Here is a 12,707-nt window from a genome sequence, read left to right as displayed (position 1 = left end):
CCGCCATGACCGTTTCGCCCTTTGATCACCCGCTGCTTTCCGGCCTGCTCGGCGACGAAGAGGCAGCCAGACATTTTTCCGTCGAAGCCGACATCGCCGCGATGCTCAGCTTCGAGCGGGCGCTGGCCGAGGCGGAGGCCGAGTGCGGCGCGATTTCCCGCGATGCGGCGACGGCGATCTCGAAGGCGCTGGCGACGTTCCGGCCGGATACGGCGAAGCTGCGCGCCGGCGTCGCCGCCGACGGCGTCGTGGTGCCGGAACTGATGCGACAGATCAAGGCTGCTGTTGGCGTGCCGCACGATGCATTCGTTCATTTCGGCGCCACCAGCCAGGATGTGATCGATACATCGCTGGTGCTGCGCCTGAGCGGGGCGGTCGAGCATGTCGGCCTGCTGCTCAGCGAGAACGTCGTGCGGCTCGCCGGACTCGAACAGGATTTCAAGGGCAGGGCGATGATGGCGGTGACGCGCATGCAGCCGGCGATACCGATCGTCGTGACGGACCGGATCGCTGCCTGGCGAGCGCCGCTCCAGCGTCACCAGGAACGGTTGAAGGAGCTCTCCGGTCGACTGCTTGTCGTGCAGTTCGGCGGCGCCGCCGGCACGCTGGAAAAGCTCGGCGACAAGGCCGCCGCAGTGCGCGCCGCGCTTGCCGCAAAGCTTGGCCTCGCCGACGCGCCGCAATGGCACAATCAGCGCGACGCGCTCGCCGAGTTCGCCGGCTGGCTGTCGCTGGTGACCGGCAGCCTCGGCAAGTTCGGGAAGGACGTTGCGCTGATGGCGCAGGCAGGCACCGATATCAAGCTGTCCGGCGGCGGCGGTTCATCTACCATGCCGCACAAGCAGAATCCCGTGAAGGCGGAAGCCCTGGTGGCGCTCGCCCGCTTCAATGCCGTCCAGCTTTCCGGCATGCACCAGGCGCTGGTGCATGAGCAGGAGCGCTCGGGTTCGGCCTGGACGCTGGAATGGCTCATCCTGCCGCAAATGGTCGTGGCGACGGCGGCCGCGCTCAGGCTTGCAGCCGAGTTGGCCGGACAGATCGAGAGCCTCGGTCATTGATGCGCACGCAAGTCGCCATCATTGGCTCGGGGCCGTCCGGGCTGCTGCTCGGCCAATTGCTTGCCACGATTGGCGTCGAGACGATCATCCTCGAGCGGTCGAGCCGCGAGCATGTGCTTGGCCGGGTGCGCGCGGGCGTGCTCGAACAGGGCACGGTGGACCTGCTCGGCGAAGCGGGCGCGGCGGAGAGGCTCTATGAACAGGGCCTGCCGCATGAAGGCATTTCGCTCGCCTTCGACGGCCGCGCGCACCGCATCGACATGACCGCGCTCACCGGCGGCAAGCATGTAACCATCTATGGCCAGACCGAGGTGACGCTCGATCTGATGCAGAAGCGCGAAGCGGCGGGCCTTCCGACCGTCTTCGAAACGTCGAATGTCGCGCCGCACGATTTCGGCGGCGCGCCGCCCTTCGTCACCTACGAGAAGGACGGCGTCACGCACCGCATCGATTGCGACTTCATCGCCGGCTGCGACGGCTATCACGGCGTCAGCCGCAGGTCAGTGCCGGAAAACGCCTTGAAGACGTTCGAGCGACACTATCCGTTCGGCTGGCTGGGCGTGCTGGCCGAGGTGCCGCCAGCCGACCATGAGCTGGTCTATGCCAATCACGAGCGCGGCTTCGCGCTCTGCTCGATGCGCTCACCGCAGCGCAGCCGCTACTATGTGCAGGTTCCAGCCGAGGAGCGCGTCGAGGCCTGGTCGGACGACCGCTTCTGGGACGAGTTGCGCCGCCGCCTGCCGGTGCAGATAGCAGCTGCCGTGACGACCGGGCCGTCCTTCGAGAAGTCGATCGCGCCGCTGCGCTCCTTCGTCGCCGAGCCGATGCGCTTCGGAAGGTTGTTCCTGGTCGGTGACGCCGCCCATATCGTGCCGCCGACCGGCGCCAAGGGCCTCAACCTCGCGGCCAGCGACGTGCGCTATCTGTTTGCCGGGCTTCGTGAATTCTACCGCGAAAAGTCAGACGCCGGGCTCGACGCCTATTCGGCCAAGGCGCTGGCGCGCGTGTGGAAGGCGGTGCGCTTTTCCTGGTGGATGACGACGATGCTGCACCGTTTTCCGGAGACGGGCGCGTTCGACCAGCGCATCCAGGAGGCCGAACTCGATTACCTCGTGCATTCGAGAGCCGCATCGACCGCGCTCGCCGAAAACTACGTCGGCTTGCCCTATTGATCTGCCCGACTGGTCAAACCCGCTCCAGCGCGATGGCGATGCCCTGGCCGACGCCGATGCACATGGTGGCCAAAGCCAGCTTGCCGCCGCGCTCGCGAAGCTCGAGCGCCGCCGTGCCGGTGATGCGCGCGCCCGACATGCCGAGCGGGTGACCGAGCGCGATCGCGCCGCCGTTCGGATTGACGTGCGCGGCATCATCGGCGATGCCAAGCTGACGCAGCACGGCAATGCCTTGCGAGGCGAAAGCTTCGTTCAATTCGACGACATCGAATTGCTCGGGCGTCAGGCCGAGGCGGGCGCAAAGCTTCTTGGTGGCCGGCGCCGGTCCGATGCCCATGATGCGCGGCGCCACACCGGCGACGGCGCCGCCGAGGATGCGGGCGATCGGCGTCAGGCCATACTTCTTCGCCGCCGCTTCCGACGCGATGATGAGGGCCGCCGCACCGTCATTGACGCCGGAAGCGTTGCCGGCGGTGACGCTGCCGCCCTGGCGGAATGGCGCCGGCAGTTTGGCCAGGGTCTCGACGGTGGTGCCGGCGCGTGGATGCTCGTCCTTCGAGACGACGACCGGATCGCCTTTCTTCTGCGGGATCGTCACGGACGTGATCTCTTTCGCCAGCCGGCCGCTGCCTTGAGCGGCAACGGCCTTGTCCTGGCTGCGCACCGCGAAGGCGTCCTGGTCCGCGCGGGAAACGGAAAAATCCTCGGCGACGTTCTCCCCGGTCTCCGGCATGGACTCGACGCCATATTGCTTCTTCATCAGCGGGTTGACGAAGCGCCAGCCGATGGTGGTGTCGTAGATCTCGGCGTTGCGCGAAAAGGCGGCGTCGGCCTTCGGCATGACGAAAGGCGCGCGGCTCATCGATTCGACGCCGCCGGCAATTATCAGCTCGGCCTCGCCCGATTTGATGGCGCGTGCGGCGATGGTGACGGCATCCATGCCCGAGCCGCACAGGCGGTTGACTGTCGAACCGGGGATGTCCTGCGGCAGGCCGGCAAGCAGCAGCGCCATGCGCGCTACATTGCGATTGTCCTCGCCGGCCTGGTTGGCGCAGCCATAGACGACATCATCGACGGCCGCCCAGTCGACGCCCTGATTGCGCTCGACCAAGGCCCTCAACGGGATGGCGCCGAGGTCGTCGGCGCGGACGGAGGACAACGAGCCGCCGAAGCGGCCGATGGGCGTGCGGATGTAGTCGCAAATGAAGGCTTCAGTCATCTAGGCAGCTTTCCCCTCGGCGATCCCCTGATGCGCCGCCTTGGTGCGGACATGCAGGTCGCGCAATGTGTTCAGCTCGAGTTCCGTCGGCGCCGGCGTCTCGTCAAGAGCCTCCGCGAACTTGACTGTCCAGCCACAGGTCTCCTGTACCTGCTCGCGCGAGACGCCGGGATGCAGCGACACCACTGTGAATTCCTTGGTCACAGGGTCCGGCGTCCAGATGGCGAGGTCCGTGATCAAAAGCATTGGCCCGGCGGTATCGATGCCGAGCCGCTTGCGATGATCGCCGCCATCGCCATGGCCGAAGGAGGTGAAGAAGTCGACCTTTTCGACCATGCCGCGCTTCGACTGCGCCATGGTGATGTAGACCTGCTTTGACGAAGTGGCGATCTCCGGCGCGCCGCCGCCGCCGGGCAGGCGGGTCTTGGGATGCGCATAGTCGCCGATGACGGTGGTGTTGATATTGCCGAATTTGTCGAGCTGGGCGGCGCCCAGAAAGCCGATCGAGATGCGGCCGCCCTGCAGCCAATAGCGGAACATCTCCGGCACCGCGACGGTGGTGACCGCCGTCTCGCACAATTCGCCGTCGCCGATCGACAGCGGCAGCACGTCGGGCGCCGTGCCGATGGTGCCGCTCTCATAGATCAAGGTGATATCCGGCGCATGCGTCAGCCGTGCGACGTTGCAGGCGGCCGACGGCGCGCCGATGCCGACGAAGCAGACATCGTCGCTCTTCAAGGCGCGGCTGGCGGCGATCGTCATCATCTCGTTCGGGGTGAAACCAATATCCTTCGCGTCGCTCATGCGGCTTTCCTCAGATGTTCGATGCGGCCGGCAAAGTCATCCGGGCTGCTCTCGATGACGTTCTGCTGCATCCACGCCTGGAAGCGGCCGCGGTCGGCGGCGATCTCGTCCCATTCGAGATAGGCGGCGTTGTCGCGCTCGTAATAGCCATGCGTGTAGGAGGGATGCGAGCCACCGGGCACGACCGAAATCGCCGCGATCGTCCAGCTGGGCAGCACGGTAAGATTGGGGTGGAGTTCGTCGAAGCTGTCGACCATTTCCTCGACCGTCACCACTGCGCGCTTTGCGGCAAGAACAGCCTCCTTCTGGATGCCGATAATGCCCTCGACCAGCACGTTGCCTTTGCGGTCCGCCTTCTGCGCGTGGATGAAGGTGACGTCCGGCCTTATCGCCGGAACGGCCGCCAACACCTCGCCCGTGAAAGGGCAGGTGACGGATTTGATGTTCGGATTGACCGCGGCGAGACCGGCGCCGAGATAGCCGCGGAACACCGCACAGGGCAGGCCGGCGGCGCCCGCCTCATAGGCATTGGCCATGCCGGCGTGGCTGTGCTCCTCGATCTCGATGGCGCGGGGAAAGCCGTTCTCGATGGCGTCGCGGGCGCGTCTGAGCAGGCCGACGCCAGGATTGCCGACATAGGAGAAGACGATTTTCCTCGCCATGCCCATGCCGATCATCTGGTCATAGATCAGGTCGGGCGTCATGCGGATAAGCGTCAGGTCGCGAAAGCCCTGGCGGATCGCCTCATGCGCGGCGGCGGTCGGGATCAGATGAGTGAAGCCCTCGAAGGCGACCGTATCGCCGTCATGCAGGTTTTCCGCGACCGCCTCTTTCAGCGGCAGGAACTTGACCATCTCCAGACCCCACGAAAAAGTTCGCATTGCGAACATCTGTTTTGTATGAGATGTTTCTAACTCCGAGCTCTGCATTGAGTCAACGCCGGCATGGAGGCGCTCGTGGGAGAGGAAGTAATTTCGCGCGACCACGTCGGCTCGCTGGAACGCGGCCTGGCAGTGATGGAAATCCTTGCGCGCCATCCGGCCGGCATGACGCTGACCGAGATGGCCGAAGAGGCCGACCTCACCCGCGCGGGCGCCCGCCGCTTTCTGCTGACATTGGTCGCCACGGGCTATGCGACGCAGTCCGGCCGGCTGTTCTCGCTGTCGCCGCGCCTTTTGACCGTCGCGCGGACCTGGCTCGGCGGCGCATCGCTTTGGACGTTCGCGGCGCCGATCATGCGCGAGGTGGCGGGCAAATTCGACGAGGCCTGCAACGCGGCGGTGCTATCGGGTGAGGACGTCGTCTATGTTGCGCGCATCCCCGGACGGCGGATCTTAAGCGTCGCGCTCGATGTAGGCACGCGGCTGCCGGCCTATTGCACCTCGATGGGGCGGGTGCTGCTTTCCGGTCTGGAGGCGGACGACTTGAAGACCTTCCTGGCGCAAGCGACCATCGAGCGGCGGACGCCGAAGACGATCACCGGCCGCAACGCGCTCGGCAAGGCCATCGACAAGGCGAGGGCGGAGGGCTTCGCCATCGTCGACGAGGAACTGGAACTCGGCCTGCGCTCGATCGCGGTGCCGATCGTCGATCGCGCCGGCCGCACCGTCGCCGCCATCAACGTCTCGACGCAGTCGGCGCGTTTCTCGGTCGAGGCGATGGAGCGCGACATCCTGCCGGTGCTGCGCCAGGCCAAGCAGCGCGTGGAGGAGTTCTTCTTCGCTTGAGCGGCGCGTCTCCGGTTGCCGCCGCACGTTCATTCTGCGCCCGGTCCTCCTTCCGTTCTTGAATGGTGATGAAGGTTCGTTGACGGGGGAATTCAAATCCGATATTGAACAGGATTATACAGGTTCACTGAACAGGTATCGATATGGCCCGTCGCGCGACGCAGATCACTCCCGGCACGGGCAAGCCCGAGCAGATCGCGACGGTTCTGGAGCATGAGATACGCTCCGGCCTGCTCGGCTTCGGCGACCGCCTGCAGAGCGAAAACGAGCTCGTCCAGCGCTTTTCCGTCAGCCGCAACACGGTCCGCAAGGGGCTCGAGGAACTGTCGAGCCGCGGGCTGATCACCACCAAGGTCGGCATCGGCTCATTCGTCACCTTCGACGGCATGCCGGTCGACGACGCGATCGGCTGGTCGCGCGCGCTTGCCAATGCGGGCGCCAATGCCGAGACACGCACATTGCGGCTCGAGATCATCGAGGACGCCGAACTGGCGGCCAGGCTCGGCGTCGAGAGCTCGTCCTTCATCGCCGTCGATCGTGCCCGCACCAACGCCGACGACGGCCATGCCATCTCGATCGAGCGCAGCCGGCTGCCGCTGTCGCCGGAGTTGGAAGACATACCGCTGCGCGGCTTGCGCGAAGGCTCGCTGCACCAGACGCTGCGCGGGGTAGGGCTTGTTCCCGATCACGGCGAGGAATGGGTCGACATCGAGATGCTGAGCGCTTCCGACGCAGCCATCCTCGCCTGCGCGCCCGGCACGCCGTTCCTGCGCACACGCCGCCTGACACGCGCCGCCGACGGGCGCGCCATCGAATTCGTCACCAGCCTGCTCAACCCGGCGCATTTCGCGCTGCACCTGGAGTTCTGAGCATGGCGGCCGACGCGATGGACCGGGCTATGGGCGCGCTGATCGGCGGGGCGCTGGGCGATGCGCTGGGCATGCCGACGCAGCTTCTGTCGACGGCCCGCATCGCCGAGCTTTACGGCCATGTCGAGGAGTTCGTCGCGCCTGCCGCCGATCACCCGGTGTCGAAAGGGCTGCCGGCCGGCGCGATCACCGACGACACCGAACAGGCGCTGCTGCTTGGCCGCATCCTCGTCGAATCCGGCGAGCGTTTCGATCATGCGCGTTGGGTCAACGCGCTGCTCGACTGGGAGCGCGAGGTCAAGGCGCGCGGCAGCTACGACCTGCTTGGGCCGTCGACCAAGCGCGCCATCGATGCCATCAACCGCGGCGTGCCGGCGGAGGAGGCCGGCCGCGGCGGCGACACCAATGGCGCTGCGATGCGCATCGCGCCGGTCGGCATCATGATGCCGGTGGAGCCGCTCGACGCTCTGGTCTCCAAGGTGGCGGAAACCTGCCGGGCCACGCACAACACCTCGATCGCCATCGCATCGGCTGCGGCGGTCGCCGCCGCTGTCAGTCTCGGTGTCTCGGGCGGCGACTGGCGCACCGCTTTCGGCCATGCGGTCGCCGCCGCAAGGCTAGGTGCTGCGCTCGGCCATTGGGTCACCGGCGGCGACATCGCCGCGCGCATCGTCTGGGCGCAGGAGCTTGTCCGCGGCAAGGCGGAGAAGCAAGCCATCAAGCTGATCGTTGACCTGGTCGGCACCGGCGTCGCCAGCCAGGAATCGGTGCCGGCGGCCTTCGCCGCGCTGGAGGTCGCGCAAGGCGATCCGTGGCGGGCAGCCGTCATCGGCGCCAATCTCGGTGGCGACACCGACACGATCGGTGCGATTGCCGCCGGCATGGCCGGTGCCTGCACCGGCCTGTCGAAGCTGCCGCAGGATCGCATCGCCCAACTGCATGGCATCGACCTCGCGCAGGTTCGCGGGCTGGCTGGCGACTTGGTCGCCGCACGCGGCTCCAAGGCCGGCCCAGGCAAGGAGGTTGCCTGATGAGCGGGCGCCTCGTTCATGTCGGCAGCGCCGTGGTCGACTATGTCTACCGCATCGACGCCCTGCCGGCGGCCGGTACGGAAAAGACCGCGTCAGCTTACGCGCGGGTCGCCGGCGGCGGCTTCAACATGATGGTGGCGGCAAGCCGCACCGGCATGAAGGTGGTGTTCGGCGGCCAGCTCGGCACCGGGCCGGACGGAGACTTCCTGCGCGAAGCCTTCGCGGCCGAAGGTATCGAAACGCTGACGCCGCCATCGCCTTCGATGGACAGCGGCAATTGCGTCGCGATGATCAGCGGCGACGCGGAGCGCACCTTCATCTCCTGGCCGGGCGCCGAGAGCCGGCTCACGCCGGACATGATGAAGCCGGTCCAAGTCGTTCCGGGTGATTGGGTTTTCACCTCCGGCTACACGCTGAGCTATCCCGGCAGTCGCGACACGCTTGCCGGTTGGATCGAAGCGCTGCCGGCCGGCATTCCTTTCGTATTCGATCCGACACCGGTGATCGCCGACATTCCACGGCCGATCCTGGACAGGGTTCTGGCGCGTACGACCTGGTTGAGCTGCAACACCAATGAGGCCGCCGAGATTGCCGGCGCCGGCGATGCCCAGACCGTCGCGATCCGATTGCTCGCCGAGCATTGCCCCAGGGCCGAAGGCGTCGTCATCCGCGCCGGCGCGCATGGCTGCTTGGTGCGCATGGCCGACGGCGGCACCCGCGCGGTGCCGGGCTTCAAGGTGGAAGCCGTCGACACCAACGGGGCCGGCGACACGCATATCGGCGCCTTCGTCAGCGGCCTTTCGCGCGGCATGGGCGCTTGCGAGGCGGCACGTTATGGCAATGCGGCCGCCGCGCTTTCGGTCACCCGCCATGGCGGGTCCTCAGCGCCGACCGACACGGAAATCCGGGAGTTCCTGACTGAGCGCGGCGAAGCGACGACCGCGCTCGGCCGGGCGGAAGCGACTGCAACTTAACAAGCCCGTCAATCGGGCAAACAATGAGAGGAAAAGAACATGCGCATGCCAAGACTGACCGCTTTCTTGACGGCGACCGCCGTCTTCGTCTCAGCATTTACGCTTGGAGCACAGGCCGCCGAGGAAGTGCATGTGCTCAACTGGAAGGGCTATGGCGCCGACGAGCCCTGGGCGGTCGCCAATTTCGAGAAGGCGACCGGCTTCAAGGTGGTCAACGACTTCTTCAACTCCGAACAGGAGATGCTGACTAAGATCCGCACCAATCCCGGCCTCTACGACGTCGTCATGATCAACGCCGCCTTCAACGACCAGGCGATGGCCGGCAAGCTAATCCAGCCGATCGACATCTCGAAGCTTTCCAACTATGCCGACATCGCCAAGGACAAGGCCAGCTCGCCGATGCTCAATCATGACGGCAAGGTCTATGGCGTGCCGTGGGTGTGGGGCCTGACGGCTCTGGCGATCAACGACAAATCCTTCGACAAGCCGCCGACGAGCATCGCCGAGATGTGGAACCCGGCGCATAAGGGCCGCGTCATCATCCGCGACGACGCCGTCGAGGCGGTGCAGTTCGGCGCGATCGCGTCGGGGCAGGACATCAACGACATCAAGGATATGGACGCGGTCAAGGCGAAGCTCACCTCGCTGATGCCGCAGATCAAGACCTTCTGGAGCTCGGAGAACGACTGGAACCAGATGGTCGCCTCCAACCAGATCGACATCGGCACCTATTGGAGCGGCTCGGCTGACCGCGCCAAGACGCATTTCAAGCTGCCGGTCTCGCTGGTCATCCCGCAGGAAGGCGCCGTCGCCTGGCTCGACGCCTTTTCGATCCCGGTCGGCTCGAAGAATGTCGCGGGCGCCGAGGCCTTCATCAACTATATGATCGACCCGAAATTCTACGTCGAATGGGTCACCAAGGTTGGCGCACCGGTTTCGGCCAACACCAAGGCTGTCGACGCGCTGCCCGAGGACGCCTTCAACCGCAAGGTCATGGGCAGCCCCGAGGTCGCAAAGCGCATTCAGTTCCAGGCGCCGATCACCGACGCGCAGCGCGAGAAATACCTGGCGCTGTGGCAGGAGCTGAAGGTCAACGTGAAGTAATCACGTCTTTCGGTGAGGAGAGGCAGATGGCTGACCAGCTTGCGATCGGTTCGCGCCGCGGACTGAGGCCGGCCTTGCCGCTTCTCCTTCCGGCCTATCTGTGGCTGACGGTGGCGATCTTCCTGCCGCTGTCGGCCATGGTGTTCTTCTCCTTCATGACCGACCTGCCGCTGGCCGGAAAGGAATGGTCGTTCACGCTCGGCAACTACGCAGCTTTCTTGTCGCAGAGCCTCTATTCGACGCTGTTGTTTTCATCGCTGCGGCTCGGGCTGGAGGTGACGCTGTGGTGCGTCGTCATCGGCTACCCGGCGGCCTATGTGCTTGCGAAGGTGCTGAAAGGGCGCAGCCGCGAGGCGATCTTCCTGCTCGTCATCCTGCCGTTCTGGTCGAACGGGCTGGTGCGCATCTTCTCCTGGGCGATGGTGCTGCGCGAAGGCGGCATCCTCGACACGGCGCTCAACGCGGTGCTGCCGTTCAGGATCAACATTGATCTCATGTATTCCTATCCGGCCGTCATCATCGGCCTGGTGCACTCCTATGTGCCCTATATGGTGCTGACTTGCTATCTCACGCTGCAGGCCATCGACGACTCGCTGATCGAGGCGGGCCGTTCGCTTGGCGCGTCGCGTCGGCAGGTGCTGTGGCGGGTGATCATCCCGCTGTCTATGCCCGGCCTGATCGCGGGAGCGGCGCTGATCTTCGTGCCGGTCGTCGGCTCGTTCATGGAGCCGCGCATCCTCGGCGGCCGCACCGGTACCTTCTACGGCACCATCATCGAGGACCAGTTCGTCGCCGTCTTCAACTGGCCGCTGGGCGCGGCACTCTCCTTTATCCTGCTCGCGGTCGTGCTGATCATCCTGGCGCTGGCGGCGCCTGTCCTGCGGAGGGCTGCGTGATGGCGACGACGCGCATCCTCGAATGGCTCGGGCGCTTCTACATCGTGCTTTTGCTCGGCTTCCTCTACCTACCGATCATCATCATGGCGGCGATGTCCTTCAACGCTTCGCCCTTCTACCAATTGCCGTTCGAGTGGACGACGGACTGGTATTCATCGCTCTGGCAGAACGACCAGTTGATCGCGGCGACCTGGAACAGCATCGAGATCGCCGTCATCACCACGTTGATCTCGACGGTGCTGGGCTCGATGGCCTCGCTGGCGCTCTACCGTTACGACTTCCGCGGCAAGAAAGTCCTGCAGGCGCTGCTCTTCCCGCCTATCGCCATCCCGTGGCTGATCACCGGCACGGCAATGCTGATCTTCTTCTTCGGCGTCGGCATCGGCCGCGGGCTGGTGGCAATCCTGCTCGGCCATGTCGCGCTGGCGCTGCCTTATGTGATCGTCGTCGTGTCGGCCCGGCTGCAGACCTTTGCGCCAGAGCTGGAGGAAGCGGCGCGCTCGCTCGGCGCCAACCAGTGGCAGGTGACCATGCGGGTTACTTTGCCGTGGATCATGCCTGGGGTGATCGCCGGCGGGCTGTTCGCCTTCGCCGTGTCGTTCGACCAGTTCGTGGTCTCGTATTTCCTGTCGACGCCCGGCCAGACGACATTGCCGGTCGAAATCTATGCCGCGATCCGCAAGGGTTTCACGCCCGAGATCAACGCGGTCTCGACGATCATCATTGTCGTGTCGATGGCGCTGATGCTGCTCACGGCGCGCTTCTTCAAGTTTGGCGGAGAGAAATAATGGCTGGCGTCCAGGTCGCGAACGTTTCGCGCAGCTTCGGCGCGCACAAGGCGCTGGACGATGTCTCGATCGACTTTGCCGATGGCGGCTTCTATGCGCTGCTCGGACCATCCGGCAGCGGCAAGACCACGCTGCTCCGTCAGATCGCCGGCTTCGATTTTCCGGATTCCGGCCGCATTGCGATCGGCGGCGAGAGCGTCGAGCGCGTGCCGGTCGAAAAGCGGCGCATCGGCATGGTGTTCCAGAACTATGCGCTGTTTCCCAATATGAGCGTCGCCGACAATATCGCCTTCGGCCTGTCGGTGCGCGGCGAGCCGAAAGCGACAATCGCTGCGGAAGTGCAACGCGCGCTCGATCTCGTACAGCTCGGCAAGCTCGGCGGGCGAAAGCCGCACCAGCTCTCCGGCGGCCAGCGCCAGCGCGTGGCGCTGGCGCGGGCCATCGTTACCAAACCGCGCGTGCTCTTGCTCGACGAGCCGCTCGGCGCGCTCGACAAGGCATTGCGCGTCGACATGCAGATCGAGCTGAAGCGCATCCAGCGCGAGATCGGCATCACGACCATTTTCGTCACCCACGACCAGGAAGAGGCGCTGACGATGAGCGACCGCATCGGCATATTGCGCGACGGCAGGCTGGTGCAGGAAGGACCGCCGGAAGAGATCTACGACAGGCCGCAAAGCGAGTTCGCCGCGACTTTCCTCGGCGACGCCAATATCTTTCACGGCAACGCGACCGGCTCAGGGATCAGGCTGCCCGACGGCACGACGATCGCGGCTTCGACAGGCGCATCGGTGCCGGCCGGCGCCAAGGCGAGCTGCGCCGTTCGGCCCGAGCGCATCCGGATTTCGCCCGGCGCGGCAAAGCCCGATCCAGCCAATGTCAACACGCTCACGGGGCAGGTCTCGAAACGCATCTTTGCCGGCAACAACAGCACCTATTTCGTCGACCGCTTCGGCCAGACGCTGAAGGTGATCGTCCAGAACACCGGCGCCGAACGCCTCGCAGAGGGTCAGCCCGTCGTGCTGAGCTGGTCGCCGGACAGCACGGTGCTGATTGGGGCCTGAG

13 protein-coding genes are annotated in these 12,707 nt (G+C 65.5%); 10 read left to right on the top strand and 3 right to left on the bottom strand.

All coding sequences use genetic code 11. The features are described from left to right. Positions 1 to 5 precede the first annotated feature (5 nt). Positions 6 to 1,058, top strand: coding sequence for a 3-carboxy-cis,cis-muconate cycloisomerase (locus tag LB535_RS17085; protein WP_224633036.1), 1,053 nt, complete (start codon positions 6 to 8; stop codon positions 1,056 to 1,058). After that, positions 1,058 to 2,230, top strand: coding sequence for a 4-hydroxybenzoate 3-monooxygenase (gene pobA / locus LB535_RS17080; protein ID WP_224633035.1), 1,173 nt, complete (start codon positions 1,058 to 1,060; stop codon positions 2,228 to 2,230). Before LB535_RS17085 ends, pobA begins: the two co-directional genes overlap by 1 nt. Before the next feature lie 13 nt (positions 2,231 to 2,243). Here the strand turns inward: pobA and pcaF are convergent, their stop codons facing one another. Genes pcaF through LB535_RS17065 form a run of 3 tightly spaced genes read right to left on the bottom strand, consistent with a single transcriptional unit; the run spans position 2,244 to position 5,107 of the window. Continuing rightward, positions 2,244 to 3,449: a 3-oxoadipyl-CoA thiolase gene (gene pcaF / locus LB535_RS17075; RefSeq protein WP_224633034.1), complete on the bottom strand. Its 1,206-nt coding sequence runs from the start codon at positions 3,447 to 3,449 to the stop codon at positions 2,244 to 2,246. Beyond that, positions 3,450 to 4,253, bottom strand: a complete 804-nt coding sequence (locus tag LB535_RS17070; protein ID WP_224633033.1) for a CoA-transferase subunit beta — start codon at positions 4,251 to 4,253, stop codon at positions 3,450 to 3,452. Beyond that, positions 4,250 to 5,107 (bottom strand): CoA transferase subunit A, encoded by an 858-nt coding sequence (locus LB535_RS17065; protein WP_224633075.1) that lies wholly within the window; start codon positions 5,105 to 5,107, stop codon positions 4,250 to 4,252. The genes LB535_RS17070 and LB535_RS17065 overlap by 4 nt, the downstream gene beginning before the upstream one ends. 102 nt (positions 5,108 to 5,209) lie before the next feature. Here LB535_RS17065 and LB535_RS17060 point away from each other — a divergent pair, with 102 nt between their 5' ends. From LB535_RS17060 to LB535_RS17025, 8 genes are all read left to right on the top strand, one after another. Next, positions 5,210 to 5,980 (top strand): IclR family transcriptional regulator C-terminal domain-containing protein, encoded by a 771-nt coding sequence (locus tag LB535_RS17060; protein ID WP_140838925.1) that lies wholly within the window; start codon positions 5,210 to 5,212, stop codon positions 5,978 to 5,980. Between the two features lie 143 nt (positions 5,981 to 6,123). Continuing rightward, positions 6,124 to 6,849 carry a GntR family transcriptional regulator gene (locus LB535_RS17055; RefSeq protein ID WP_224633032.1) on the top strand — a complete coding sequence of 242 codons (726 nt, stop codon included), beginning with the start codon at positions 6,124 to 6,126 and terminating at the stop codon, positions 6,847 to 6,849. 2 nt (positions 6,850 to 6,851) lie between these two features. Continuing rightward, positions 6,852 to 7,880 (top strand): ADP-ribosylglycohydrolase family protein, encoded by a 1,029-nt coding sequence (locus tag LB535_RS17050; RefSeq protein WP_224633031.1) that lies wholly within the window; start codon positions 6,852 to 6,854, stop codon positions 7,878 to 7,880. Further along, positions 7,880 to 8,854, top strand: coding sequence for a PfkB family carbohydrate kinase (locus tag LB535_RS17045; RefSeq protein WP_224633030.1), 975 nt, complete (start codon positions 7,880 to 7,882; stop codon positions 8,852 to 8,854). The genes LB535_RS17050 and LB535_RS17045 overlap by 1 nt, the downstream gene beginning before the upstream one ends. Positions 8,855 to 8,893: 39 nt before the next feature. Continuing rightward, the gene (locus tag LB535_RS17040) at positions 8,894 to 9,958 is read left to right on the top strand and encodes an ABC transporter substrate-binding protein (protein WP_224633029.1); all 1,065 of its coding nucleotides are present in this window, start codon (positions 8,894 to 8,896) and stop codon (positions 9,956 to 9,958) included. A gap of 26 nt (positions 9,959 to 9,984) precedes the next feature. Next, entirely contained in the window at positions 9,985 to 10,854 is an 870-nt protein-coding gene (locus LB535_RS17035) for an ABC transporter permease (RefSeq protein ID WP_224633028.1), read from the top strand. Further along, complete coding sequence (locus LB535_RS17030; protein WP_224522909.1) at positions 10,854 to 11,642, top strand: ABC transporter permease; 789 nt, start codon at positions 10,854 to 10,856, stop codon at positions 11,640 to 11,642. Before LB535_RS17035 ends, LB535_RS17030 begins: the two co-directional genes overlap by 1 nt. Continuing rightward, positions 11,642 to 12,706: an ABC transporter ATP-binding protein gene (locus LB535_RS17025; RefSeq protein ID WP_224633027.1), complete on the top strand. Its 1,065-nt coding sequence runs from the start codon at positions 11,642 to 11,644 to the stop codon at positions 12,704 to 12,706. The genes LB535_RS17030 and LB535_RS17025 overlap by 1 nt, the downstream gene beginning before the upstream one ends. Position 12,707: the final 1 nt, after the last annotated feature.

This window comes from Mesorhizobium sp. CA10 (assembly GCF_020165285.1).
GTDB lineage: Bacteria > Pseudomonadota > Alphaproteobacteria > Rhizobiales > Rhizobiaceae > Mesorhizobium.
Note: the sequence above shows the minus strand (reverse complement) of the source record. Positions and strands in the feature narration are given on the sequence as shown.